Annotated in this window: 26 protein-coding genes and 1 pseudogene; 5 read left to right on the top strand and 22 right to left on the bottom strand. The window is 38.3% G+C overall.

The annotated features are described in order from the left end of the window. Positions 1-232 precede the first annotated feature (232 nt). Positions 233-1,951 carry an ABC transporter ATP-binding protein gene (locus BLR36_RS10115; protein WP_093061625.1) on the top strand — a complete coding sequence of 573 codons (1,719 nt, stop codon included), beginning with the start codon at positions 233-235 and terminating at the stop codon, positions 1,949-1,951. A gap of 184 nt (positions 1,952-2,135) precedes the next feature. Here BLR36_RS10115 and hflX read toward each other — a convergent pair whose 3' ends face one another. From hflX to BLR36_RS10135, 4 genes are all read right to left on the bottom strand, one after another. Continuing rightward, positions 2,136-3,407, bottom strand: a complete 1,272-nt coding sequence (gene hflX / locus BLR36_RS10120) for a GTPase HflX (RefSeq protein ID WP_093061626.1) — start codon at positions 3,405-3,407, stop codon at positions 2,136-2,138. 12 nt (positions 3,408-3,419) lie between these two features. Then, positions 3,420-4,163, bottom strand: coding sequence for a VOC family protein (locus BLR36_RS10125; RefSeq protein ID WP_093061627.1), 744 nt, complete (start codon positions 4,161-4,163; stop codon positions 3,420-3,422). Between the two features lie 81 nt (positions 4,164-4,244). After that, entirely contained in the window at positions 4,245-4,763 is a 519-nt protein-coding gene (locus BLR36_RS10130) for an RDD family protein (RefSeq protein ID WP_093061628.1), read from the bottom strand. Positions 4,764-4,832: 69 nt separating this feature from the next. Beyond that, positions 4,833-6,464 (bottom strand): AMP-binding protein, encoded by a 1,632-nt coding sequence (locus BLR36_RS10135; protein ID WP_371326715.1) that lies wholly within the window; start codon positions 6,462-6,464, stop codon positions 4,833-4,835. Between the two features lie 174 nt (positions 6,465-6,638). Between BLR36_RS10135 and nhaC the strand changes: the two genes are divergently transcribed. From nhaC to BLR36_RS10150, 3 genes are read left to right on the top strand one after another with little or no spacing between them, the layout of a single operon-like run. Then, complete coding sequence (gene nhaC / locus BLR36_RS10140; RefSeq protein ID WP_093061629.1) at positions 6,639-8,018, top strand: Na+/H+ antiporter NhaC; 1,380 nt, start codon at positions 6,639-6,641, stop codon at positions 8,016-8,018. Positions 8,019-8,070: 52 nt separating this feature from the next. Further along, on the top strand, positions 8,071-9,234 hold the full coding sequence (locus tag BLR36_RS10145; protein WP_093061630.1) for a class I SAM-dependent methyltransferase: 1,164 nt from the start codon (positions 8,071-8,073) through the stop codon (positions 9,232-9,234). A gap of 36 nt (positions 9,235-9,270) precedes the next feature. Then, positions 9,271-9,534 carry a hypothetical protein gene (locus BLR36_RS10150; RefSeq protein ID WP_093061631.1) on the top strand — a complete coding sequence of 88 codons (264 nt, stop codon included), beginning with the start codon at positions 9,271-9,273 and terminating at the stop codon, positions 9,532-9,534. A 64-nt stretch (positions 9,535-9,598) separates the two neighbouring features. Here BLR36_RS10150 and BLR36_RS10155 read toward each other — a convergent pair whose 3' ends face one another. The 18 genes and pseudogenes from BLR36_RS10155 to BLR36_RS10240 form a co-directional block, all read right to left on the bottom strand. Beyond that, entirely contained in the window at positions 9,599-10,378 is a 780-nt protein-coding gene (locus tag BLR36_RS10155) for a sulfite exporter TauE/SafE family protein (protein ID WP_175454050.1), read from the bottom strand. Between the two features lie 70 nt (positions 10,379-10,448). After that, positions 10,449-10,676 (bottom strand): sulfurtransferase TusA family protein, encoded by a 228-nt coding sequence (locus BLR36_RS10160; protein ID WP_093061633.1) that lies wholly within the window; start codon positions 10,674-10,676, stop codon positions 10,449-10,451. A gap of 39 nt (positions 10,677-10,715) precedes the next feature. Then, positions 10,716-11,843, bottom strand: a complete 1,128-nt coding sequence (locus BLR36_RS10165) for an MBL fold metallo-hydrolase (RefSeq protein ID WP_093061634.1) — start codon at positions 11,841-11,843, stop codon at positions 10,716-10,718. Positions 11,844-11,954: 111 nt separating this feature from the next. Beyond that, positions 11,955-12,350 carry a DsrE/DsrF/DrsH-like family protein gene (locus BLR36_RS10170; protein ID WP_093061635.1) on the bottom strand — a complete coding sequence of 132 codons (396 nt, stop codon included), beginning with the start codon at positions 12,348-12,350 and terminating at the stop codon, positions 11,955-11,957. Position 12,351: 1 nt separating this feature from the next. After that, the gene (locus BLR36_RS10175) at positions 12,352-12,912 is read right to left on the bottom strand and encodes a sulfurtransferase TusA family protein (RefSeq protein ID WP_093061636.1); all 561 of its coding nucleotides are present in this window, start codon (positions 12,910-12,912) and stop codon (positions 12,352-12,354) included. 54 nt (positions 12,913-12,966) lie between these two features. Beyond that, a complete protein-coding gene (locus BLR36_RS10180; RefSeq protein ID WP_093061637.1) occupies positions 12,967-13,263 on the bottom strand; it encodes a rhodanese-like domain-containing protein in 297 nt (98 codons plus the stop codon). Between the two features lie 13 nt (positions 13,264-13,276). Then, a complete protein-coding gene (locus tag BLR36_RS10185; RefSeq protein ID WP_093061638.1) occupies positions 13,277-13,618 on the bottom strand; it encodes a rhodanese-like domain-containing protein in 342 nt (113 codons plus the stop codon). A gap of 10 nt (positions 13,619-13,628) precedes the next feature. Then, positions 13,629-14,105, bottom strand: a complete 477-nt coding sequence (locus BLR36_RS10190; RefSeq protein ID WP_093061639.1) for a DsrE/DsrF/DrsH-like family protein — start codon at positions 14,103-14,105, stop codon at positions 13,629-13,631. Between the two features lie 49 nt (positions 14,106-14,154). Then, positions 14,155-14,415, bottom strand: a complete 261-nt coding sequence (locus tag BLR36_RS10195; RefSeq protein ID WP_093061640.1) for a metal-sensitive transcriptional regulator — start codon at positions 14,413-14,415, stop codon at positions 14,155-14,157. Between the two features lie 92 nt (positions 14,416-14,507). Next, the gene (locus tag BLR36_RS10200; protein WP_093061641.1) at positions 14,508-15,539 is read right to left on the bottom strand and encodes a TlpA family protein disulfide reductase; all 1,032 of its coding nucleotides are present in this window, start codon (positions 15,537-15,539) and stop codon (positions 14,508-14,510) included. Between the two features lie 41 nt (positions 15,540-15,580). Further along, positions 15,581-17,272: pseudogene (locus tag BLR36_RS10205) on the bottom strand (FAD-dependent oxidoreductase). Positions 17,273-17,394: 122 nt separating this feature from the next. After that, positions 17,395-18,681 (bottom strand): ABC transporter permease, encoded by a 1,287-nt coding sequence (locus tag BLR36_RS10210; protein ID WP_093061642.1) that lies wholly within the window; start codon positions 18,679-18,681, stop codon positions 17,395-17,397. After that, complete coding sequence (locus BLR36_RS10215; RefSeq protein WP_093061643.1) at positions 18,681-19,370, bottom strand: ABC transporter ATP-binding protein; 690 nt, start codon at positions 19,368-19,370, stop codon at positions 18,681-18,683. Before BLR36_RS10215 ends, BLR36_RS10210 begins: the two co-directional genes overlap by 1 nt. 213 nt (positions 19,371-19,583) lie before the next feature. After that, positions 19,584-20,075: a PCYCGC motif-containing (lipo)protein gene (locus tag BLR36_RS10220; RefSeq protein WP_093061644.1), complete on the bottom strand. Its 492-nt coding sequence runs from the start codon at positions 20,073-20,075 to the stop codon at positions 19,584-19,586. Between the two features lie 38 nt (positions 20,076-20,113). Next, positions 20,114-21,490 carry a class II fumarate hydratase gene (gene fumC, locus BLR36_RS10225; RefSeq protein ID WP_093061645.1) on the bottom strand — a complete coding sequence of 459 codons (1,377 nt, stop codon included), beginning with the start codon at positions 21,488-21,490 and terminating at the stop codon, positions 20,114-20,116. A gap of 14 nt (positions 21,491-21,504) precedes the next feature. Next, positions 21,505-22,440 (bottom strand): HD-GYP domain-containing protein, encoded by a 936-nt coding sequence (locus BLR36_RS10230; RefSeq protein WP_093061646.1) that lies wholly within the window; start codon positions 22,438-22,440, stop codon positions 21,505-21,507. 126 nt (positions 22,441-22,566) lie between these two features. Beyond that, the gene (locus BLR36_RS10235) at positions 22,567-24,078 is read right to left on the bottom strand and encodes a flotillin family protein (protein WP_093061647.1); all 1,512 of its coding nucleotides are present in this window, start codon (positions 24,076-24,078) and stop codon (positions 22,567-22,569) included. A gap of 18 nt (positions 24,079-24,096) precedes the next feature. Then, a complete protein-coding gene (locus tag BLR36_RS10240; protein ID WP_371326716.1) occupies positions 24,097-24,606 on the bottom strand; it encodes an NfeD family membrane protein in 510 nt (169 codons plus the stop codon). 301 nt (positions 24,607-24,907) lie between these two features. Here BLR36_RS10240 and BLR36_RS10245 point away from each other — a divergent pair, with 301 nt between their 5' ends. Beyond that, positions 24,908-25,528 carry a DUF47 domain-containing protein gene (locus tag BLR36_RS10245; protein ID WP_093061649.1) on the top strand — a complete coding sequence of 207 codons (621 nt, stop codon included), beginning with the start codon at positions 24,908-24,910 and terminating at the stop codon, positions 25,526-25,528. The last annotated feature ends 6 nt before the right edge of the window (positions 25,529-25,534 follow it).

The raw sequence follows: 25,534 nt of genomic DNA on the forward strand, positions 1-25,534 counted from the left end.
ACTTACAAGACACATATTATAAACTTCCCATTTTCTATTGTCAAAAAACCTATTCATCTTCAATTAGGAGGAAAAGTATTCGAAATACCTTTATATAAACGAATTTCAATATATCCTTGCATTATAATTACCGAAAATTGGAATTATTAATTAACTTAAATTCATATATTTATTTCGACTTTTGAAATTGTTCGTTATAATAGTCGGTATGAAGGAGAAAGGAGCGATTTAAGTGCTCAAGAAGTTTTTTTCATACTACAAGCCACATAAACGGCTTTTCATCATTGATTTTGGCAGTGCTGTTTTTGTAGCAATTTTAGAGCTTGCGTTCCCAGTGGCGGTTCAATGGTTTATCGATGATTTGTTACCTACTGGTGACTGGAGCATGATTACGCGAGTCAGCATTCTATTATTAGCAGTCTACATACTCAGTACTTTTTTACAGTATGTTGTCAGTTATTTCGGACATAAACTCGGCATTAATATTGAAACCGATATGAGACAGCAACTATTCACGCATGTTCAGCGCCAATCATTCCGATTTTTTGATAATACAAAGACTGGTCATATCATGAGTCGAATAACCAATGACTTATTTGATATTGGTGAACTGGCCCACCATGGTCCCGAGGATTTATTCATCGCCATAATGACCGTAATCGGTGCATTTACGATTATGTACAATATCAATCCAGAGCTTGCCGTTATCGCTATTGTCATGGTGCCATTTTTATCTATTGTCGCTACATACGGTAACATTATGATGAATAAGGCTTGGAAGAATATGTACGGTAAAATTGCCGATGTCAATGCACGAGTGGAGGATAGTGTTTCCGGCGTTCGAGTTGTTCAATCTTTTACCAATGAAACCTTTGAAATAGCTCGTTTTAAAGAAGATAATGGACAATTCCGTTTAGCTAAGCTGGTTGCCTATAAAGTGATGGCTGGTACACATTCCAGTATTTATATGTTAACTAGGCTTGTAACATTGGTGGTACTAGTTGTCGGTGCTTGGTTTACCATTAAGGGAGCACTTTCTTATGGAGAGCTTGTGAGTTTTGTACTATATGTCAATGTGTTGATCAAACCTGTCGATAAAATTACTGCATTACTGGAGTTGTATCCAAAAGGGATGGCTGGCTTCAAACGTTTCTTAGAGCTTGTGGAACAGGAACCGGAAATTTTGGACAAGTCTGATGCACTTACGGTTGAGCGCTTAAAAGGAGACATAACTTTTGAGCAAGTCGGCTTCCGATACGACGAGCATAAACCTGTACTAGACAATATTAATTTGTCTATTAAAGCTGGAGAAACCATCGCATTTGTTGGACCATCTGGCGCAGGAAAAACTACTATTTGTTCACTTATCCCAAGGTTTTACGATGTCCAAGAAGGTGCCATTACTGTGGACGGCTTGAATATACAAGATATTACGATGAAATCATTGCGATCCCAAATTGGCATTGTGCAGCAAGACGTTTTCTTATTTACTGGATCTATTCGTGAAAACATCGCATACGGTAAAAAAGATGCGAGTGAAGAAGAAATCCGAGACGCTGCCAAAAAAGCACATTTAGAGGACATGATCGACTCTCTTCCAGAAGGATATGATACACAAATCGGTGAACGAGGACTTAAGTTATCGGGTGGACAGAAGCAACGTCTAGCGATTGCCCGTATGTTCTTGAAAAACCCTCCGATTTTAATTTTGGATGAGGCGACATCGGCGCTTGATACTGAAACTGAACGATTCATTCAGAAATCATTAATGGAACTTGCTGAAAATAGGACTACCCTTATCATTGCTCATAGACTTGCAACTATTCGCGATGCGGATCGTGTTCTTGTCGTAACTGAGGACGGCATCGCAGAGGATGGGTCTTATAGTGAGTTAGTAGCACAAGATGGGATATTTGCGCGACTGCATAATATACAGTTTCAAGAGGTTTAAAACGAATTAAAAAGTTGTCTCGCTGTAGGAAACTACTAGGGAGACAACTTTTTTATCTTATGGCTTTAAGGTATTCGGGTGATTCTCTGTTACATTGCGGTGATTTCCTGCGGTATTCGGATGATTCCCTGCTACATTGCGGTGATTCTGCTCAACATTCAGGTGATTGATCCTTCTCCCTCTTTTATTGAACAAATAGGTATTCTTGAAAGCGATCATAATCGGATTTCTTCAATTCAACCTGGACAACTGTCCCTTCTTCTTCATAGGAAGTGGAGGCAACAGACGCATTTTCATTGAGGTAAGATACAATGTCTCCGCGGTCAAATGGAATCAGAAGTGAACAGCGAACATAGTTAGAGAAAATATGTTTTTTAATAATGTCTAATAATTCATCCAGCCCTGCTCCCTCTTTCGCAGAAATCCAAATATTATCTCCAGCAACATGTGGGTATTTCATATCGGCTAAATCCGATTTGTTGTATACAAAAACTGTTGGTACGTCCTCTACACCTACAGCTTGTAATGTTTCATTCGTAACATCCATCATAAATCGGTGCTCATCATTGGAGACGTCGACAACATGTAAAAGCAAGTCCGCGTCACGAGCTTCCTCCAGCGTAGAGCGGAAAGCTTTTACTAAGTGATGGGGAAGCTTACTTACAAAACCAACCGTATCCGTCAATAAAAACTCCTTTTGGTCGGGAAGTTTAATCTGTCTAACCGAAGTTTCTAAAGTAGCGAAAAGCATGTCCTTTTCAAATACCTGCTTCGATTCCATTTGACCAACCTTTTGAAGCAATTGGTTCATAATCGTAGACTTCCCAGCATTCGTATAGCCTACAAGGGATACTACTGGTATAGCATTTTTCTTACGCTGCTTTCGCTGTGTTTCTCTTTGATCTTTGGCATGATCGAGATCGCGTTTAAGCTTTGCGATTTGGTCCTCGATTTTACGTCTATCCAGCTCTAGCTTTGTCTCACCAGCACCACGGTTTTTGAATCCACCGCCGGTTCCTCCACCCTGTCGACCAAGAGATGCTCGAAGTCCCACAAGACGAGGAAGCATGTATTGAAGCTGCGCCAAATCTACTTGCATACGGGCCTCATTCGATTTTGCACGACGAGCGAAGATATCGAGGATCAGCATCGTCCGGTCAATAACCTTACATTCCAGATCACGTTCTAGGTTTCTTATTTGGGAGGGAGATAGCTCATCGTTGAAGATAACTAGATTAGCGCCGGTCTCGTCATAGAGGTTTTTAATCTCCTCTACCTTCCCTGTACCTACATAATGAGATGTAGTCACTCGTTCAAGGTTCTGTGTTACTTCACCTACTACTTCTACATCTAATGCCTCTGCTAAATTGTGAAGCTCTTCTAATTCATACTCAAAATGCTCATCCTTTTGCAGTTTAACTGCAACGAGTATGGCCTTTTCTATTAATTCATCCATCTAATTTCTCCTTTATAGAAAGCGATAGGTAGCTTGCTCGTATATGATTTCTTCTTGTTTCTTAGCTCCAGCTATTTCGATGCTAGCCAGTCGTTCCTTTGTATTGTTGCTTGGTTTAAATACTAAACGTGTATTTTCCAACAGTAAAGTTTGCTCATCCTGCTCGACCAGTTGGAAATAATTTTTCCACTTATCCATCACTTCCCGTGGATTTCGCACATGAAACTCACAGACAGTGATCGATAATTCTAAGTTACTTTTTTCTATTGTTCCATCCTCTTCTAGCAAGCGATACTTTTCCTCATCGCTTTCCTCCCATTCAATGAAAAATGGAGAAGGCAGAGAATCACTTATCTCTTCTGTTACAAATAGCATCTTCCACTTACGCACGAACCCACTAACCGTCTTTCTTTCAGCATGTAAAACTCCGGATGTTTTTATACCCTGCTCCTGTAACTGAAGATTAAGTCCATCAATCTCTGTTGTGCGAATACAAATAGTACTGAACCCTGCTCCACTCGTATCCAAATCATGAATCATGAGGTCTATTAATGGATGATTAGCTTTTTTAGCGACTTCTTCATGTTCTACTGCAAGCCATTCAACATAGCTTGTTTTCGTATAAAGAAGTGCGTTATAGGTTCCCCAATTCGTATGCTGGCCACCCACCACTGCATGTATTCCTTTATCCGTCCAAACCTTAGCGACTTCTTGCGGCTTTTTCATCACGCTATGTACAATATGATCCAAATACATTGCAGACCCTCCTACTTCTCTTTTCATTAGTATACCAATAAGTGCAAAAGCATCGATTGAAAATCGATGCCTTACGTTTTACTATGATCTTAACTTAACAACATGTGTCTTTACCACAATATCATAAAGTGATTTTTTCTTTTTAGTAAATATAGAGGTTAGAATATACGCAAGCATAAGCGCATAAATAATACCACCAATGACATAGTAATTAAACGGTACTTCTGCTTCTCCAAGAAAAATTAGACGATACACAAGATAATGCGAAAGCTCCCAGGGTAGAAATTTCAGGGCTGTTCGACAGATTGCATGCAGCACCCGAAGAGGTTCTTCCTTCTCATTGACGACCTTTATCCTCATTCTTCTCTTTCCAAATGACTGTCCTCCCAATACGGAGTCACTAATAACAAAATAGAGTGAAACCGGCAAAGTCACCATTAGAAATCCTGTAAATTGTGCTACTACAAGTGATTCATTAAAAAAAACCTGTATAGATGGAAATAGAAATACATTAATGATAACTAGAACAACCAAGTAGGCAAATATAAGTAAGTAATCCAGCATAAATGCTTTGAATCGCATAAGAAAAGTTGCATTCACTTAAGTTACTCCTCCAATTAGGGTTGACTTTTTCACGAAATTTGTCGATTTCCCAGGAAATAATTCGAATTATGCCTCTACTTTTTCCTTAGACATTTCACGAAGAAGGAACTTTTGAATTTTCCCAGAAGCTGTCATTGGATATGCCTCTATAAATTCAATATACTTTGGTATTTTATGAAATGAAATTTTCCCTTTGCAGTATTCCTTCAATTCATCTGAAGTTAAATGCTGTCCACTTTTTAGGATAACCCATGCCATAAGCTCTTCGCCGTATTTTGGGTCAGGTACTCCAACTACCTGTACGTCTTGTACCATCGGATGCTGATACAAGAATTCCTCCACTTCTTTTGGATATATGTTTTCTCCGCCACGAATGACCATATCTTTAATGCGACCAGTAATATCGATATAACCTTCCTCATCCATTACTGCTATATCACCGGTATGAAGCCAACCATTGCTGTCGATTGCCGACATAGTCGCTTGTTTGTTTTTATAATAGCCTTTCATAACTAAATAACCTCTAGTACAAAGTTCTCCCGGAACTCCTGTTGGTGTATCTTCTCCAGTTATCGGATCTATAATCTTCACCTCTACTCCTGGGTGTGCCTGACCAACCGAGGACACTCGCTTTTCAATCGGATCATCCGTTTTCGTTTGGGTAATGACTGGAGATGCTTCCGTTTGTCCATAAGCAATTGTAATTTCAGTTGCACCCATATCATTCATCACTTTTTTCATCACTTCGATTGGACAAATAGAACCAGCCATAATTCCTGTTCGAAGCGTAGACAATTTAAATTGTTCAAAATCTGGATGGTTCAATTCGGCGATGAACATAGTCGGTACCCCATGTAATGCTGTACATTTTTCATCCTGAACCATTTGAAGTACCCTTTCAGGATCGAACTGTTCAATAATGACCATTGTAGTCCCATGTGTTACAGATGCAATTGTGCCCATTACACACCCGAAGCAGTGGAAAAATGGTACTGGAATACAAAGACGATCTTGTTCTGTCAAATATATATAATCACCAACGAGCTGTCCGTTATTTACTACGTTTTTATGAGAGAGCATCACACCTTTAGGAAAGCCTGTTGTCCCTGAAGTATATTGGATATTTATAACCTCATCATTGTGAAGAGAATTTAGAGAGTTCTCCAGCTCCTCGTCCGTAACCGCCTGGGCATATGCTAACAGCTCTGACCATCTATACATCCCTTTATGCTCGTTCTCACCCATTACTATGACACGTTTAAAATGTGGGAACTTTTCGGAATGAAGACTGCCTTTTTCTGATTGAGGGATTTCCGGGCAAATAGCACGTACTATATCTAAATAGGAAGTTCCTTTATAAGATTCACATAATATGAGAGTCGTAGCATCGGATTGTTGCAATAAATATTCTAGTTCCTTCTCTTGATAATTCGTGTTTACCGTCACTAGAACTGCACCCATTTTCCCTGTCGCAAACTGGCTAAGTAGCCACTCCCTCTTATTATCCGACCATATGGCCACATGCTCACCTTTTTGGATACCCATACCGATAAAAGCTTTCGCTAGTTCATCTGTTTCTTCATCAAATTCCTTATAGGTTTTTCGAATCCCATGCTCCGGATACACATATGCTTCTGTGTCTGGAAATTTTCTTGCTGCTTCTTTCACAATTTCCCCAACTGTTTTTTCATTTAACAAATCAATCACCCCTTTGATTGTTTATATGCACTCTATTTTATCATAAAATTCAGACGAAATAGACATTTACTTTATCAATTGACAGTTTGTTGAAACGTGGTAAAATCCTAATTACTTTCGTGATTGAAAGCGTTGAATTGCGAAAGCGTTATAACGAGTTTAGGAGGATCTATTATGTTTCGAATTTCATCTACAATTACGCCTCCTTTTCGAGAGGCATTATTTCTTATCTTAGTAATCATTACTTTAATGGCAGTTTGCATTATACAATTAGAAGCTGTTCCACATATGCCTATTCTATTTTCTATTTTACTTTTAATCCTTTATGGGTTCATAAAAAAAGTACCATTCAATTTATTGGAGGAAGGTCTTATAGAGGGAGCTAAAACGGGGCTCGGAGCAGTTTTTATCTTTTTCTTTATAGGAATTTTAATAAGTAGTTGGATGATCGGTGGAACTATTCCAACGCTAATTTATCTAGGCTTTCAATTCATATCACCGCATTTTTTCTTTGCCATTGTCTTTTTAATAACTTGTATCATTGGTTTAGCCATAGGAAGCTCCTTAACAACTGTCGCAACAGTCGGTGTTGCCTTTGTCGGGATTGCAAGCGCGATGGATATTTCACTTGTTATAACAGCAGGGGCTGTTGTCTCGGGTGCGTTTTTCGGTGATAAGATGTCACCATTATCTGATACAACGAATTTAGCATCGGCAATTGTACGGGTGGATCTATTTGAACATATACGTAATATGGGCTGGACGACCATCCCAGCTTTTGTTATCGCAATTGTAGGTTATGCTTTACTTTCTCCTAGCAAGGAAATACAGCAGCTGGAACAAATAAATGTACTTAAAGATGGTCTACTACAAACCGGTATGATTCATTGGTATTCTTTACTTCCTTTAGTTTTTCTTATCGTGCTCTCAGCAAAAAAAGTACCAGCAATGTTAGCACTTGCTTTGACCTCTGTCAGTGCTATAGCTGTAGCTTACTTTCATCAGTTTTTCCCAGCAAGTGTGGTATTGCAAATTTTGTTTAGTGGCTACACATCTGAAACTGGGATAGATGTAATCGACTCCTTACTCTCTAGAGGTGGAATGACTAGTATGATGTTCACTATCTCACTGGTTTTACTCGCTTTGAGCATGGGTGGGCTATTGTTTACTTTAGGTATTGTCCAAAGTTTACTGCAAAAAGTGGAGAGTTTACTGACAAGTGTTGGGAAGGTCATTTCAGCTGTAGCTTTTACGGCAATCGGAGTAAATGTGCTTATCGGAGAACAATATTTATCGATTTTATTGACAGGTGAAACGTTTCAAGCTCATTTCCAAAAAGTCGGATTGGCCAATAAAAACCTAGCTCGTGTGATGGAGGATGCAGGCACTGTAGTAAATCCACTGGTTCCTTGGAGTGTATGTGGAATATTCATCACAGATGTACTTTCCATCTCAACAATCGATTACCTGCCATTCGCCTTTTTCTGTTTACTGTGTCCAGTGCTCACTATATTGTTTGGGGTGACTGGCAAAACACTTACTTATAATAAATGATGTTGATGTGATACACTATTTCCAAGTATATTACGAAAAAGTAGGCGATATGATGGAATTTCAGGAAATGAAAGATTACTTGCTTGAGCAAATAGTAACGAAGCAATTAGTCACTGCAACTATTAGTCAACCACGCACAAAGTCCAATGAAGTGAAACGTGTAAAATTGAAACCAATTGAAATAAAGAATACGTATCATATCCAACTAGAATACCAACATGAACGGATATTGAAGCACGAAAATATTGCACTAGATGCATTTACAGAAACATTAGATCAACTCTTAGAACAGTTCCGACAGCTTCATATAGATTTCAAAGCGGAAAAAGTACAGGCCCAGCTTTCAAAGAAAAACAAAGTTATGTGGAAATCAGAGAAGGCTGTAACTACAAAAACAGTAGACCTCTCCCATAATCGAAAAAAGAATTATTTGTTGGATGAAAATACACCCTATCCTTTTCTCATCCGATTAGGCGTGCAGACACCTGATGGAAAAATTAAAAAACAAAAGTATGACAAGTTTAAACAAATCAATCGCTTCATCGAATTTATAGATGATACACTTGCCTACTTGCCAAAGGATAAAACAGTTAGAATTCTCGATTTTGGCTCAGGCAAATCTTATTTGACATTCGCTTTGTATCACTATTTGAAAATCGAAAAAGGACTTGATATTCGGGTCACTGGACTTGATTTGAAAAAGGAAGTCATTGAGGAATGCGCACAAATTGCAGATGATTTAGGATATGAGCAGTTAGAATTTCTCGTAGGAGATATTAATGACTACAATGACGAAACAACTGTTGATATGGTAGTCACGTTACATGCATGTGATGTTGCAACTGATATGGCACTTGCACGAGCGGTTAAATGGAATGCGAGCGTAATATTAAGTGTACCTTGCTGTCAGCACGAATTAAATACTCAGCTAGATGCTCCTGGCCTCGATATTATGCTTAAACACGGGCTAATAAAAGAACGTTTTGCTGCTTTAGCAACGGATTCTATTCGAGCAGAAATCTTGAACATGGTCGGGTACGAGGCTCAACTAGTAGAGTTTATCGATATGGAAAATACACCGAAGAACATATTGATACGTGCCTATAAAACGGGTAAAAAACCTACTAATGAACAAATGGCAGGATATGAGCAATTTAAACAGATGCTAAACGCAAAACCATTCTTGGAGAATGAATTGAAGGATTATCTGAATTGATATCGATTGAAATACTATGCCAGCGGAGGATCTATAATGAAAGAACCAACAATTAAAAAAGTTGCTTATGGTATAGCAATGGCCATTGCAATTATCATTGTGCATTTTATCGATGCTCGCGTTTATGCAATGCCACCTATCTTCGCATTATTTTTGGCGATATTTATCACCTATCTTAGTATTGCATTTATCAATAAATCTGGAAGATTCAATCAAACGATTTCTAGGACAAACTATAATTTAATAAATGCAGTAGTTGTACTTGTACTATTTATAGCTTACTTTGCAATTTCAGGATAAGAAAAGAGTGACCAATGTGTCTTTTGACACTCCTTGGCCACTCTTTTCTTTTATAATTAACTTATTAAGTTAGAATATCAAACCAAATTTTAATAGCCGTTGCACCAATCATAATAGCAAGCAACCATTGTAAAATTTTCACGTTCATTTTTTGCCCGACTTTTGCACCAAGTGGAGCAGCTAATAAACTCGCAACGATCATTATTAACGCTGGCCAATATTCAATTTGTCCTGTCATGAATTTCCCAATACTACCACCGATGGATGAAATGAATGTAATCGCTAAACTTGTCGCAATCGTTACACGAGTTGGGATTTTTAACAACGTTAGCATAATTGGAACTAGCAAAAAACCGCCTGCTGCTCCAACGATACCCGAGCCAATACCAACAATTAATGCTAGGCTACTTGCTACAACCTTGTTAAACGAAATATTAGTAGTTTCTTCCACGTTTTTACGAGGGATAAACATCATCACTGCAGCAGTCAGCGCGAGTACACCATATACGATATTGACCGCATTTTCTGATAGGTAGCCTGAGCCATAACTACCGATGAAACTACCAAGTAAAATAGCACCACCCATATAAATGATTAAATCTTTGTGCAGTAATCCACTTTTACGATATGCCCACACACCAGCAATGGAAGCAAACAATACTTGAATTGCACTAATACCTGATACTTCGTGAGCTGTAAACGCTGCAAGACCAAATAGAGGTGGAATATATAACAGCATTGGGTATTTAATAATCGAACCCCCAACCCCTAACATCCCTGAAAGAAATGATCCAATAAATCCGAGTGCGAAAATGACAGCTAGAAATGTGAAAGATAAATCGATTTCCATTTTGTTTTCCTTCTTTCGTAAAAAGTAAAGCGAGTAGAAATGGCTCTACTCGCTATAAACACTGTTATGCTTTTTGAATATAGAAGTAAAGCACGCCTGCTTCTTCTTTTTGGTCTAAAATTGTGTGACCGCCTGCTTTAGCCCAAGCTGCGAAGTCACTTAATGCACCTTTGTCTGTTACAAGTACTTCTAATACTTCACCTGAGTTAATTGTGTCGATTGTTTTTTTCGTGCGTACTATTGGCATTGGACAAGCTAAGCCTTTTACGTCTAATGTTTTTGTAATGTTCATATTAATTTCCTCTTCCCATCGTTTTTTGTAGTGATTAAATTAACGTACTGCACAACGGTTTGGACCAATTTCCATTTCCGTTTGCTCTTCATCATTTGGTGTAACTTTACCCATGTTAACAATGCGAATTTCTTGGTATGCATTTGGTTGAGGTGGTAAGTTATCTGTTACCATTGAACGGAAGACTTCTTCATCCTCTACATTTAGACCATGATTTTCAGCAAATAGGTCACCTAAACGTTTCGCTACTGTACCATCTTCATTTAACTCTTCAATAATCATAAAGTGTGCAGGTAACACTATTAAGTCTTCTGCTAGTGAGCGGTAACGACTGTATAATGTTTCACGTAAGTCACCTACCCAATCCTCTGCAAGACCAGCCAAGTCAGGGCGACCAATGGAATCGATAAATAGAATATCACCTGTTAACAAATACTTTTTGTCGATTACAAACGACGTTGAACCAATAGTATGACCAGGAGAATAAAGTGCACCTACTTCAATTTCCGATGAACCAAGTTGCACAGTTAAACCATCTGTTAATGGTGTGTAATCAAATACAACTTCTTCTGCATCTTTTGGTGGTAAGTAATATGTTGCACCAGTTGCAGCTGCGATGTGACGACCGCCAGAGATATGGTCAGCATGTAAGTGTGTATCGAATACATGCTTAATTTTAACGCCTTTTTCTTCTGCAAATTTTGTGAAGATCTCTGTAAAACGTACAGCGTCAATAATTGCTGCTTCGCCATCATTAATCGCCATGTAAGAAAGACAACCTTTTCCTAAACGAACGAATTGATATAGTTCACCGCCACCGTTAAGATTGCCTACTTTAATTGGTTCAAGATACATGGACCAAGACTTCATGCCACCTTCTAGGTAACCAACTGTATAGCCTGCCTCTGAAAGCATATCAGCCACCATAATGGATGATCCTTCTTTTGCACAAACGACTAATACGTCTTTGTCTGAAGGGATTTGCGGTAAGATTTCTTCTACTCCATCTAATAATTCGAAATATGGAATGTTTAAATATTCGAATTTGTGCCCTTCAATTTTCCAATCCTCGAATGCATCTGCATTGCGTACGTCTAAAATGAATAAGTCCTTGTTGTCAATTACTTTGCGTGCAACTTGTGCCGCTGTCCATGCTGTTACTGTCATCTATATAAACCCCCATAGGTATAATTTATGTTAAAATTTTTTGGCTCTGGCAAGTTGCTACCGGAACCAAACGATTAGCATGCTAAATAGTAGAAAGTTCATTACTACTCATTAGAAGGTTAAAGTTGGTGCTGCGTCTTTCGCATATTCTAGGAATGTCACAGCGCCACCTACTTCGATACCATCAACGAAATCTTCTTTCGTTAATCCCATTACATCCATTGTCATTTGACATGCGATGAATTTCACACCTAGCTCAATAGCCATTTCAACTAACTCTGGAATTGCTGGTATTTGCGCCTTTGCGAAACCTTCTGCAAAATGCTCTTTACCAGCTGGCATTTCAAGTGCTTGCATACCTTGTTTATGGATTAAGTTTAAGCCTTCAAATGTGAAGAAGATCGCTACTTCTTTATCGGAAGCTGCTGCTGCAGTTGCGATATTAAATACTTTATAAGCATCGAAAAGACCACCATTTGCTGCGATAATTGCTACTTTGTTTGACATATTATTGTACCTCTTTCTGTAATTCGCCTGTGTAACCTGTCATTCCAGGTAAGACGTTATAAATATTTGTGAAGCCTGCTGCTTTTAATTGTTGTGCTGCTAAGTCTGAGCGTGTGCCTGTACGGCAAATGACATAAATAGTTTGAGATGGATCAAGTTCATTCAGACGGTTAGTTAAATCACCCATTGGAATGGACTTAGCACCTGGAATATGTCCGAATGCATACTCCGCCACTTCTCGCACGTCTAAAATTAATCCTTCCCCAGCTACTGCTTCTTCATTTGAAATTGTAGGTTCAAACGACTTTTCCATTGCTTCACTTGTTTCTAGATTACATTTACGAATATAGTGATAGAACACACCATTGTCTTCACTTGTGCCAATATATTGGTGCCCTACTGTTTTGGACCAGGCAGCTAAATCTGCTACGGACCCTTTATCTGTTGCTTGCACTTCTAACACTTGTCCTTCAGCAACATCACTCATTGCTTTTTTCGTTTTCACTATCGGCATTGGGCAAGCTAAGCCTTTTGCATCTAGTTGTACATCTGATTTAATCATATGAATCCTCCATCTATACCGGTAGGGGTATTATTTTATTTAAAAAACATCACTTTATTTTACTTCCCCGGTCCACTCTAACATTCCGCCAGACATATTCGTGACATCGAAACCTTGCGATTCTAAAAACGCTGTTGCTTGGCCACTACGTCCACCTGAACGACATATCATAATATAAGGTGTTTTCTTATCTAATTCATGCATACGGAATTCAAGTAGTCCCAGTGGAATATTTGTAATGCCATGTATATGACCCGCTTCTACTTCCGCTACTTCACGTACATCGATGAAATTTAATATTTCTCCGGCTTGTAATTTCGCTTGTACTTCTTCTGGTAAAATAGTTTTCATATTAATTTCCTCCTTAGTATGCACTCATGCCACCACGAACATTTGTGACCCGAGTATAACCTAATATTTTTAGTTGCTTGCAAGCTTGCTTCGAACGCATGCCACTTTGACAAATCACTACAATTTCTTTATCCTTTGGTAACTTTGTAAAGTCTGATCCAAGTGGAATGTTTTTAAATTGCTTTGCATTGCGCGCCTTATATTCACCAGGTGTGCGTACATCCACAAATACTTTGTCTTTATCGTTAATAATTGTTTTTAGTTGCGCTGTAGATATATTATTTACCCCCTTTGTCGGCATCATGCGCCAAGCAAGAAATGCCACAATCACGGCTATAATAATTACTGTTTCCATAAGTCACCTCTTATATAAATAAATTTACGTTACCTTCTTCTGCATCTGCTAAATAAGCTGCTACACCAGCGTACTGAATTCCATCTAGTAATTCTTCTTGTTGGAGTCCAAGTAAATCCATGGTCATTGTACATGTTACAAGTTTAATATCTTGCTCCTGTGCCATTTCAATTAGCTGTGTCAGTGTTAATGCATTGTGCTTGTTCATCACATGCTTAATCATTTTTGGTCCCATTCCTAGCATTTGCATTTTAGATAAGCCTAACTTTTCTGCTCCACGTGGCATCATTTTTGCAAACATCTTTTCCAAAAATCCCTTTTGCACCGTTACTGGTTCTTGCTTGCGAAGTGCATTGATACCCCAGAACGTATGAAAAATTGTTACTTCATGATCGTATGCAGCTGCTCCGTTTGCAATAATATAAGCTGCCATTGCCTTGTCATAATCTCCACTGAATAAAACGATTGTTGTTCTTTTCTTTTCCATAATATCCCCCTACCTGTATAGGTATAGTTTATTTTAAAAATAAAAAGTCTTAACGACTTTTTACTAATAAATCTACAGCTTGTTTCACCATTGCATTTTTATCAAGCGTTTCTGCATCTTCTTTTGAAATACATTCGATGAGATTATCTGTCACAATAACACCTATTGTACGATCCACTGCAGAACGAACGGCACTTAATTGTGTAATTACCTCTTTACAATCTTTTTCGTCTTCCATCATCCGTAAGATTCCTCGAAGCTGACCTTCAATCTTTTTCATCCGTGCTGTAACCTTTGCATCGTATTGCATTATCTCACCTCTTTTTGATTCGTCTTCAATCTCTATAACGTATATTACTACCCTATGGGGTATAAGTCAACTAATTAATTTCCACTAGTCATTTATTGATATTGTTCTACTAATTTACGTAAAGCATGTTCGCTTATAGGGCCTACAATTCGCTCTACTTCCTGTCCTTCTTGATTTAATAGCACAGTTGTGGGAATGGATAGCACCTGGTATGCATCACCAAAAGCATCGTTTTCATCTAATAAAATAGGATACGTAACATCAAACGTGTCCATAAATTGTGTTAAAGCCTTCCTTCCATCATCACGAGCAGTCAAATTAATACCTACAATTGCAACCTCACTCGGCAAATCTTCCGAGAAGCTTTGTAAATGGGGCATCTCTGCTTTACACGGCGGACACCAGGTTGCGAAAAAGTTAACAACCGTTAGTGACTGCTCCTGCTCAGATAAACGATAGTGCTCACCTGTCGTTGTCCGCAAATCAATATCTTCCCTGTCCGGTGCTGTATTTGTTTGCTGGATATCTGTTAGCATCATGGCAACTAAGCTTACAATGACGGTAGCAGCAAGGTACTGTACTTGCTTAGTTTTTAGCAGCAATGTCAATAATATACCGCCATGCACTTGCGTAAAACCATCTCCAAATCCACCTAACCATACGAGCAATAACCACTGCGCGACCATGAGCCAATTGTTATAACTAAACTCCACGATGACTAGTAGTGCCAGCCAAAGAGCCACAACAAACCATTGTTCTTGAAAGCTGAAAATGATTATATGGTAGACAGCAATAAAGCGACTCCAGTAATGCCAGAACATTTGCCAATCCATTGATTTCCTTTTATAAAATAGGACTATCGCAATTACTACGAGCGCTAATACATGTCCTTTTTCTCCTCCGTCAAAATAGAGAATGGATAAAGGGGCTTTTCCAAAATCATTCCAAGAGAAAAGTATATAACTGCTTTTCCAAATGATTACATACAGAAAGAAAATCTGTTCAATTGCCTTGCTTGTGAAGGCTTCAGCTCGCCTGCTTCGTAAATCACTAAAAAGAATCGCTATTAAAAAGGCGAGCCCTGCTACTGGAATATTCATTTGTCCGATTGAAAGATAATCCATCTTAAACTCCTTTTTCACCTAGCAGAGGGCTCTTTAAATTTTTATTTAAAATTATACTGTGTCACAATTGGAGCCCTATTCAAAGCTTTATCCTGGAAATATTCATATAGAGAAATACCTAAAAAGGAGCCTGAGATATTCGTTACGTTATCGTATCCACTATTATTGAGAGCCATTACTGCATTATAGCTACGTTGTGCAGAGCGACAATGTACGTATACGGGTACATCCTTTGGAATTTCATGCATTCGTTCACGCAGCTGACTTAAAGGAATATTTTTTGCGCCCTTTACTGCACCATTTGCAAACTCATTCGGCTCACGTACATCTATAATAACCGCTCCAGATTCAACTAACGGACGAACTTCGCTGACACGTACTTGTTTAAAGCGTCCTGCCATGATATTTGTTGCAACAAGTGCAGCTAGATTCACAACATCCTTAGCAGTAGAGAACATTGGTGAATAAGAAAGCTCTAACTCTTTCAAATCTTCAATTGTTCCATTCATCGTAATCAATGTTGCAATAACATCAATTCTCTTATCTGCATTTCCTTTTCCTATCGCTTGTGCACCGATAATACGTCCTGTTGGCATTTCATAGATTAGTTTAAAATGTAAAGGATTGCTTGAAGGCATTAAGCCTACTTTATCTGGTGCAATAATGTACACGGCATCTACAGGTATACCGATTTGTTTCGCAGTGCATTCATTTAAACCTGTAGCAGCTGCTGCATAATCAAATACTTGTATACTTGAAGAACCAATGACGCCTTTGTTTGACGTTGGAATACCATAAATATGGTCCGCTGCTGCACGTGCCTGACGCTGCGCTGGTCCAGCTAATGCTAAACGAGTAGGCTTGTTCATAATGCGGTGATACACTTCAATTGCATCCCCTACCGCATAAATACTCGCATCATTTGTTTGGTAATTTTGATTCACTTTAATTGCACCCGTTTCACCAATTTCAAGCCCTGCTTCAGCTGCTAATGAAGTCTCTGGTCGAACTCCAATAGCTAGTACAACAATATCTGCTTTAATTTCTTTACCAGAGTTTAACTCAATAGTAGAGGTTGTGATTTCTGCTAATCCATCCCCAACAATTAAATCAACGCCTTGATCGACCAGTTCCTTATGCAAAATTTGTACCATATCTTCATCGAATGGCATTAAAATTTGTGGGGCAAATTCGACTAACGAAACCTCACGTCCTGCCATCCGCAAATTCTCTGCCACTTCTACACCGATGAAACCACCACCAATAACAGCAATGTTCTTTGCTTGCTTTTCAATTATCGCATTGTTTAAACGTTCGATATCTACTACATTTCGAACCGTAAACACATGTGGCAAATCAGTTCACGGAAGTTTAGGCACAATTGGGCTAGCCCCCGGAGACAAAATTAATGTATCATATGATTCATCAGAATGTTCACCTGTAAGAACATTTTTCACAGTCACTACTTTTTTATCACGACTAATCGCAACTACTTCACTATTTACTCGGGCATCTATATTATGCTTTGCTTCAAATGAATCTGGAGTCATCATTAATAAACGCTTACTATCTTCAACTACACCACTCAAATAAAACGGTAAAGAACAATTGGAAAATGAAACATGCGGTCCTTTTTCAAACATCACAATTTCTGCTTGTTCATCTAAACGGCGAATTCTAGCTGCTGCGGAAGCACCACCAGCAACGCCACCAATTATAACTACTTTTTTCATGAATACTCCTCCTTAGCCATAATGACATTTCTACAACACATACTATACCCCCTTAGGTATATTGTCAACGAAAAAGAGTGAGCTTGAAATGTCTTAGGACACTACACGCTCACTCTTTATTTTTATAATTCCTGACGTAATGCTTGAATCACATCAATTTTTGTTGCTTTGCGTGCGGGTCTCCAACCAGAAATCATCGCGACGCCAATACTAATAGTTGAAGCTAAAACCACAAGCTGCCAAGGGATTAATGAAAATGTAATAGATAAGTCTTGAAGACCATCCTCCCCTAATGAAGTCCCAACAACCATTGGCAATATCCAGTTAGCAAGGTAGCTCACTGCATATGAAATAATGACTGCAAGGACGGTACCAATGATTCCAATCCATGCGCTTTCCATTAGGAACAATCGCTGAATTAGCTTAGGACTAGCCCCAATTGCCTTCATCACACCAATTTCGCGAGTTCGTTCCGTTACAGCCATGGTCATTGTGTTAAAAATACCAATAGATGATATAAGAACGGCGATTGTTCCGACAAAGATGAGTCCAATTTTAAAGGCCATAAAGAACACATCGATTTGCTCTAATTGCTCTGACACAGAATAAACGTTATAACCCATATCCTTTAAATCTTTTGTCACTGATTTTACATGTTCTAAACTATCTGTATAGATTTTAGTGGTTGTATAAGTGAAGTTTTCAGGAATTTGTTCTGCATTTTCTTCATAAGTTCCTTTTAGTTTAGATAGCCATAATTTATCCATTAAAATACTTTGATCTATAATCCAGTCTCTTGCTGGAATATCCACTACTCCTACTACTGTAAATTCCCATTGTTCTGAGAAAGCATCTTCCGAATCATATGGTTGTAATGATAAGGTAACTGTTTTACCTATAATCGACTTTTCATAACCCTTTGGTAAATCTGCCTCTTCCTCTACTACTTTTGCACGTTCTGCATCTGTCCATAAGTTCTGTGCAAAATGATATCCTACTACAATTTCCGATTCATTTTGCGGTAATCGTCCTTCTGATAATTTTAGATTTGATTGTTCTTCCTCCTGCATATCAGTTAATAGCAAGTTTCCTTGTATCGAACGATCCTCTAAGTGGAAGCTTGTCATAACATCCATACTTGTTCTTTGAACGATTGCACCAATGTATGGTACAGATTTGATTTCCTCTAGATTTAATTCTTCATTTTCATTAGGGTAAACTTCCACTTCCGTGATAGCTTGATCCTGTAGGATTTCCTTGCGCATCGTATCTTGGATACCAAATCCAATGGAAGCTAATACTATTAAAAATGCACAGCCCATCGTCGCGGCAAGAATAGTCATAAATACTCGTAATTTATTTTTCTTGATGTGTTGGCGCACAAAGTCTACCTGATCTTTGAATAACATTAGAGAGCATCCCCCTTCACTAATTCCCCATCACGCATTTTAAATGTTCTATGCGCAATACTTGCCACTTCCTCATCATGCGTGATCATCACAAATGTTACGCCAAGTGTTTGATTTAAATTTTGTATTAGCAATAAAATATCCTGTTCAGTTTCCGAATCAAGACTTCCGGTCGGTTCATCTGCAAATAATATAGGTGGATTTGTTATTAAGGCACGTGCAATACTTACACGTTGCTGCTGTCCACCAGATAATTCATTTGGATAATGGTCTCCAACCTCCGTTAGCCCTACCTTGTCCATCATTTGCTCCACACTTTCTTTTCTTTTTTTCGGTGATATACCCTTTAGCTTCAAAGGTAGCTCTACATTTTCAAAAGCGGTTAATCCAGGCATCAGTTGAAAGTTTTGAAAGATGAAACCAAAATTATTTAAGCGGAATACTGCTCTTTCCGTTTCGTTTAAATTAGCTGTTTCTTGTCCATTTACTGTAATCGACCCCTGTTCAGGACTCATAAAACCAGCTATCGTATGAAGCAAAGTTGACTTACCAGAGCCACTCTTTCCAACAATAGCCACAATCTCTCCCTGTTTTACTTCGAACGATAAACCTTTTAAAACAGGTACTTTCTTCTCTTTTCCTTTTTTGCCTATCAGAAATGTATGATTCACTTGCTGAACTTGTATCATCTTTTTACCCTCCCATTTCACTATTATTCTTATTGTACCTACCATTTCTTAACATTTTAGAGGGATAAAAATGAAGAAATTCTTAAGATTAGATCGAATGTGGTGATTCTGGGGAGATTCGAACGATTCGATCGCGTAATCGAACGATTCATATATAAACCAACACAAAAAATGCTCCCTGGCACACGTTTGTGACAGGGAGCATTTTTTTAGTTATGAAGGCATTGGAGTATCTGTTGGTGTTGCATAGCCTTCTTTATAAGCTTCATCAATTGTATTGCGAATTTCTACTAATGACTTACCGTCTTGAATCATTTGGATGGACGTAATAGCTGTTTCTAGACAGGCAGCACAACGGGTTCCATGATCATCCCAAACAACTTCCCCATTTTCTTTAATTTCATGGACGAAGCAATTGAAATTATCTTTGTGACCTGCACTGTCCCCACAACCACAATAACAAGGTATCCATTTAAGCACATCATTCGCTTTAGCAGCTGCTTGATAGACAAGTTTCATGTCATCAGACTGAGTATCTAAGAAAGCAGGCAATACGTCTGTTGATGCTGTTGTTTCTTGTAAATCACCATTTTCTAGATGTGTTACGTGATCCTCGTGCTCTTCGTGATTTACTTGCTTAGTTTCCTGTCCACAAGCGGATAGCACTAATATACTGCAAAATAAAGTTAACAACATTTTTTTCATTATATGATTACAATCCTTTTCTTCCAGAGCTTTTCTATTTAGATCATTTTTTCAGGTCGGACGATTTCATCGAATTTATCCGCAGTCAGTAGGTTCAATTCAATAGCTGCTTCTTTTAATGTTGTTCCATTTTTATGGGCATGCTTTGCAATTTTCGCTGCATTTTCATAACCGATATATGGGTTCAATGCAGTTACAAGCATTAGCGAATTGTTTACATGATGCTGAATTGTATCTAGATTTGGTTCAATTCCAATAGCACAGTTATTATTGAAGCTCAGAATTGCATCACTTAATAATCCAACTGATTGTAGGAAGTTGTATATGATGACTGGTTTATAAACGTTTAATTGATAATTCCCTTGGCTTGCTGCAAAGCTAATCGTTGTGTCATTCCCCATTACTTGTGCAACAACCATTGTCATCGCCTCACTCTGGGTTGGATTTACTTTCCCAGGCATGATCGAGCTTCCCGGTTCATTTTCCGGAATAGAGATTTCGCCAATACCAGAACGTGGTCCACTTGCCAATAAGCGTACATCATTCGCAATTTTCATCAAGTCTGCAGCTAGTGCCTTCACTGCACCATGTACATATACAACATCATCATAGCTGGTTAACGAATGGAATTTGTTTTTAGCTGATGTGAAATCAATTCCCAAAGCTTTAGAAATTTCAGCAGCCACTTGGTCACCAAATCCTTTTGGTGCATTTAGACCTGTACCAACTGCTGTTCCACCGATGGCAAGCTCTTTCATATCTTCTACACTCTGTGAAATCATTTTCGCTGATTTTTCCAGCATTCTATGCCATCCGCTAAACTCTTGTCCAAGTGACAATGGAGTAGCATCCTGTAAATGTGTACGACCAATTTTAATAATATCCATAAATTGCTCTGATTTTTTACCTAATGTTTCCTTTAATACGTCAATTGCCGGTAATAGTTGGTTCTCTACTGCAAGCACTCCTGCAATGTGAAGGGCTGTCGGGAATGTATCATTGGAGCTCTGTGATTTGTTCACATCGTCGTTAGGATGAAGACGTTCTTCGCTTCCTTTTTCCTCTAACAACTGATTCCCACGACGAGCAATTACCTCGTTAACATTCATATTAGATTGAGTTCCGCTACCCGTTTGCCATACAACTAGTGGAAAATGCGCATCTAGTTTTCCAGCTAATATTTCATCTGCGGCTTCTGCTATTGCATTTTTTTTGTCTTCTGAAAGGTTTCCTAGCGAATGACTAACGATTGCTGCAGATTTCTTTAAAAGTGCCAATCCATGCACTACTCCAATTGGCATCTTCTCCGTACCAATTTTAAAGTTTTGCTTGGATCGTTGCGTTTGTGCACCCCAAAGGCTATCTTCTGGAACTTTAATTTCTCCCATAGAGTCATGCTCAATACGATAAGACATTAACCTCGCTCCTTTTAAATCCATTTATTTTGTTTTTCTTCAAGCATTGCCAAAAATTCATCCACTACCTCTGGGTGAAATTGAGTGCCCTTTCCATCTTTCATCTCCTGAATGGCTTCCTCAATCGTCATAGCCCCTCGGTACACTCGATTCGTAGTCATTGCGTCGAACGCATCCACCACTGAAACGATTGAAGCTTCTATAGAAATTTCGTTTCCTATTAAACCATATGGATATCCCTTTCCATCATAACGTTCATGATGTTCTTCTACAATAAAAGCGGCTTTGCGGATTCTTTCTATTTCATGATTGCGCATCATTTCTGCCCCTAAAGTAGTATGCATTTTTATGATTTTCCATTCATCATCCGTTAGTTTACCCGGTTTGTTCAATATCTCTATGGGAATGGCTAGCTTACCAATATCATGAAAATACGAACCCATCGATAGAATAGCAACTCCTTGACTGCCTGGTCTCATCCTTTTCCATAGTTCAATAGAATAATCTCGAATTCTCGAGCAATGATGATAAGTATAGCCATCCACTTCTTGAATTCGTTTAGCGTCACGTTGAATAATCTCACGCTCAGTAAAGTTTTTTTCAAATAGAGAGGAAGTCATTTCAAATAAAATCTCTACATGTGATTCCGCATTACATGTAACAACACCATTACACTTTCTAACATTAATTACATCCCCACGATGTAGTATAGACTTTTGACCCTCGCTATCTATTTCTAGGTCCCCGCTTAAAATAGTATAACGCTCCACAAAATCAGCCAAATTATTTGAATTATTATAAACCCAAGTTGTTGTATTAGGGAGCAATGTATATAACGAGTAAGAAATATTTTCTGCACGTCCAAGATATGTTGTAACTGATTGATCTGTAAATACTCTAGGCAGAGATGCTTTCGTTCGTATGTCATTAATCTGTTCAGCTGTTAGCACATTTTACCCCCCATACCTTTGACAACGTTCGGCTTTTTCTGCTTTTATTATACAATTCAATCAACTTAAAAGAAACACAATTAAAAGAACCTATGAACATTTTCATAGGTTTTTTTGACTAAAACGTTATGGAGTTTCATTTACCACTTTTATTTCTTCTGTCAATCGCTCTATACTTGGGCGAATATTCCCTTTACCAGCATAGCTTTCTAGCATTTCCTTCACATCGATGCCCGAGGATGCTTTAAGCGTTTCTTGAAGAGTAGACATCAAGTTCGTTGCGTAAGAGGTTACTTTGTTAGCCCCTCCCCCTTCTCCTCCACCAGTGTCGACAACCGTAATTTTATCGATATTAGAAAGTGGGCTTGCAATTTGCTTCGCGTATTCTGGAAGCATATGAACAATCATGTCAAGAACAGCCGCTTGGCCATACATTTCAAAAGCTTCCGCTATCTTACGTTTGGCTTCTGCTTCTGCAAGACCTTTCAATCGAATAACATCCGCCTCTGATTCTCCTTGTGCCCGTTGTGAATCTGCTTTTGCTTGACCATCTAGGCGTACCTTCTCTGCATCTGCTTTTGCTTTAGCTTCAATTCGGTACTTCTCTGCATCTGCCTCGGCTATTTCACGTGACTTGGAAGCTTCTGCATTCTGTTCAATAGCATAACGATCTGCATCGGCTTTTTTCTTCACTTCAGAGTCATATTGCTTCTCGCGACGTAGAATCTCTTTTTCTTCCAGCTCTATTTGTTTTTGGCGCTCAATAATTTGGATTTGCATTTCCTGTTCAGTTACTTCTTGCTTCGACCTAGCAGTTTCTAGTTCATACGCTTGGTCGGCACGAGCTTTTGCAATATCTTGCTCACGGCGGTATTCGGCTACCTTCAGCTGGTTATCTTTTTCCGCTTCCGCAATTTCTGTAGCTCTTTCGATTTCAGCTTTCTGTGCATCCTTAGAAGCTTCTGCACGTTTAATACGTGTTTCTTTTTCTGCCTCTGCTGTAGCGATATCGGCATCACGTTTAACTTGCGCAATTCTAGGCTTTCCTAGCGAGTCTAAATAGCCATTCTTATCTCGAACATCTTTAATAGTAAAAGATACAATTACTAATCCCATTTTAGCTAGGTCTTGAGATGCCACACGCTGTACTTCCTGCGAGAATTTGTCTCGATTTTTGTAAATTTCCTCGACGGTCATGGAGCCTAAGATAGAACGTAGATGACCTTCTAGTACTTCCTTCGCTTCGTTTTCGCGATCCGCCTTTGATTTCCCTAAAAACTGTTCGGCTGCTGTAGCGATTTCTGAAATAGAACCGCCAATTTTAAATATCGCAGTTCCATCAGCCATTACTGGAACACCCTGTTCCGTGTATACCTCAGGCGTAGTAACTTCTAATTTACTAGAAAGTAGACTAAGTGGCTCTGCTTGCTGGAATACCGGAAAGATAAATGTACCTCCACCACGAATAATTTTAATTCGATTGCCTGATTCGTCTGTATGTACATTTTTAGAGCCCAAATAGCTTCCTGTTACGATTAATGCCTCATCTGGACCAACTGTACGATACTTCGTTATAAACACTGCTAATATGACGACTAACACAAACACTACTATCCCAATAACGACCAACATTTCCATTTTTATTCCCCCTACATTCTATACTAATGGTACGTATTCCTTTACTAAAAAAGTTCCATCCTCCACATCAATTATGAGCACCTGCTTATCGTACTCAATTTCTTCTTTATCATAGCCTGCTGCTCGTTTTGAAATTACCCCACTTACAGTTTCAATTACTATTTCCCCAAATCCATCTGATGGTATTGGAACGATGACTCTGCCAATTTGACCTTGTAAAGATTCGTTTGTGTAGGCTGTGGAAACCTCTGCAGATGCCAATGGAACCAATATGAAAAAGTACAAGAGAAACGTTAAAATTCCGGAAATTAAAAGTGCTGCAACAATTATAATTTTTTCGTCCCAATCGGTTAGCTTTAATAAGATAAATCCAGATGCACATATAAATAATAGAAAGGAAAGAATGGTCGTAGGATTGAAAATGCCACCATCCATCCCATCAATTGCATCTGCAAACAACACATACAAAATAGTGATTAACCCAATACCAATTAACCCATATAAAAATACTTGCTCTATATCACTCACCCCTTTCAACTAATAAATTGTGTTAATAATATATACGGCAATACTTTCTGAAAGTTTCATATTTTTCCTTTTTTATAAAAATAATAAAAAACTTCGTTTCACTTCCTGTATAATTCATTAAATTCTGACAAAAAGCGATGTTTTCCGACTAAAAACGCGATATTTCGTTCAAATTCGCCCTTTCATGTTACAGGAATGTAAATTTTGAAAATCTAAAGTAAAAACTGTGTTGATTTAGTAAATTTTTTGGTATGCTATTTTAGGAAAAAGTAAACACATTAATTAAGTCCAGGAGGCTTTTATGATTAGTTCAAAAAAACCAGATCCATTTTTCGTATCTCTATTAAAAATTGCCGAAAACGTTCGTGATGGAGCTCACTACGCCGATGATTTTCGCATCAATACTGTTGCAGATTTAAAAGAGATCAGCGTGCATTTAAAAAATTACGAAACAGCTGGAGATACTTTAATACATGAGTTAATCGTGATGTTAAACAAATCCTTTATGACTCCGATTGAACGTGAAGATATCCTTGAGCTTGCGATTCGTATGGATGATATTTTGGACGGAATTGATAATTTCACTGCGCATTTAGAAATGTTTTCATTAATCGAAATTGATGAGTCGATGCGCACATTTTTAGGTTATATTGTGAAAAGTACAGATGAAATCGTTAAGGCAATGGAGTTACTTGCAAGCAAAAAACTTCTGAAGATGCACGAACATTCTATCCTTATTAAAGACTACGAAAGAAAATGTGATGAAGTGCTTCGTTCATCAATCAAACAGTTATTTTTAAACGAGAAAGACCCGATTCGCATTATTCAATTTAAAGATATTTATGAACAGCTCGAAGAAATCGCAGATTATTGCCAAAACGTAGCGAATACGTTAGAAACAATTATCATGCGAAATGCGTAGGAGTAT

This window comes from Psychrobacillus sp. OK028 (genome assembly GCF_900103605.1).
In the GTDB taxonomy this organism is placed as follows: domain Bacteria; phylum Bacillota; class Bacilli; order Bacillales_A; family Planococcaceae; genus Psychrobacillus.

What these genes read in the sequence shown, in the direction of transcription:
- hflX (WP_093061626.1), bottom strand. Translation starts at nt 3,407, where the DNA reads ATGGATGAATTAATAGAAAAGGCCATACTCGTTGCAGTTAAACTGCAA.
- BLR36_RS10125 (WP_093061627.1), bottom strand. Translation starts at nt 4,163, where the DNA reads ATGTATTTGGATCATATTGTACATAGCGTGATGAAAAAGCCGCAAGAA.
- nhaC (WP_093061629.1), top strand. Translation starts at nt 6,639, where the DNA reads ATGTTTCGAATTTCATCTACAATTACGCCTCCTTTTCGAGAGGCATTA.
- BLR36_RS10145 (WP_093061630.1), top strand. Translation starts at nt 8,071, where the DNA reads ATGGAATTTCAGGAAATGAAAGATTACTTGCTTGAGCAAATAGTAACG.
- BLR36_RS10150 (WP_093061631.1), top strand. Translation starts at nt 9,271, where the DNA reads ATGAAAGAACCAACAATTAAAAAAGTTGCTTATGGTATAGCAATGGCC.
- BLR36_RS10160 (WP_093061633.1), bottom strand. Translation starts at nt 10,676, where the DNA reads ATGAACATTACAAAAACATTAGACGTAAAAGGCTTAGCTTGTCCAATG.
- BLR36_RS10165 (WP_093061634.1), bottom strand. Translation starts at nt 11,843, where the DNA reads ATGACAGTAACAGCATGGACAGCGGCACAAGTTGCACGCAAAGTAATT.
- BLR36_RS10170 (WP_093061635.1), bottom strand. Translation starts at nt 12,350, where the DNA reads ATGTCAAACAAAGTAGCAATTATCGCAGCAAATGGTGGTCTTTTCGAT.
- BLR36_RS10175 (WP_093061636.1), bottom strand. Translation starts at nt 12,912, where the DNA reads ATGATTAAATCAGATGTACAACTAGATGCAAAAGGCTTAGCTTGCCCA.
- BLR36_RS10180 (WP_093061637.1), bottom strand. Translation starts at nt 13,263, where the DNA reads ATGAAAACTATTTTACCAGAAGAAGTACAAGCGAAATTACAAGCCGGA.
- BLR36_RS10185 (WP_093061638.1), bottom strand. Translation starts at nt 13,618, where the DNA reads ATGGAAACAGTAATTATTATAGCCGTGATTGTGGCATTTCTTGCTTGG.
- BLR36_RS10190 (WP_093061639.1), bottom strand. Translation starts at nt 14,105, where the DNA reads ATGGAAAAGAAAAGAACAACAATCGTTTTATTCAGTGGAGATTATGAC.
- BLR36_RS10195 (WP_093061640.1), bottom strand. Translation starts at nt 14,415, where the DNA reads ATGCAATACGATGCAAAGGTTACAGCACGGATGAAAAAGATTGAAGGT.
- BLR36_RS10200 (WP_093061641.1), bottom strand. Translation starts at nt 15,539, where the DNA reads ATGGATTATCTTTCAATCGGACAAATGAATATTCCAGTAGCAGGGCTC.
- BLR36_RS10210 (WP_093061642.1), bottom strand. Translation starts at nt 18,681, where the DNA reads ATGTTATTCAAAGATCAGGTAGACTTTGTGCGCCAACACATCAAGAAA.
- BLR36_RS10215 (WP_093061643.1), bottom strand. Translation starts at nt 19,370, where the DNA reads ATGATACAAGTTCAGCAAGTGAATCATACATTTCTGATAGGCAAAAAA.
- BLR36_RS10220 (WP_093061644.1), bottom strand. Translation starts at nt 20,075, where the DNA reads ATGAAAAAAATGTTGTTAACTTTATTTTGCAGTATATTAGTGCTATCC.
- fumC (WP_093061645.1), bottom strand. Translation starts at nt 21,490, where the DNA reads ATGTCTTATCGTATTGAGCATGACTCTATGGGAGAAATTAAAGTTCCA.
- BLR36_RS10235 (WP_093061647.1), bottom strand. Translation starts at nt 24,078, where the DNA reads ATGGAAATGTTGGTCGTTATTGGGATAGTAGTGTTTGTGTTAGTCGTC.
- BLR36_RS10245 (WP_093061649.1), top strand. Translation starts at nt 24,908, where the DNA reads ATGATTAGTTCAAAAAAACCAGATCCATTTTTCGTATCTCTATTAAAA.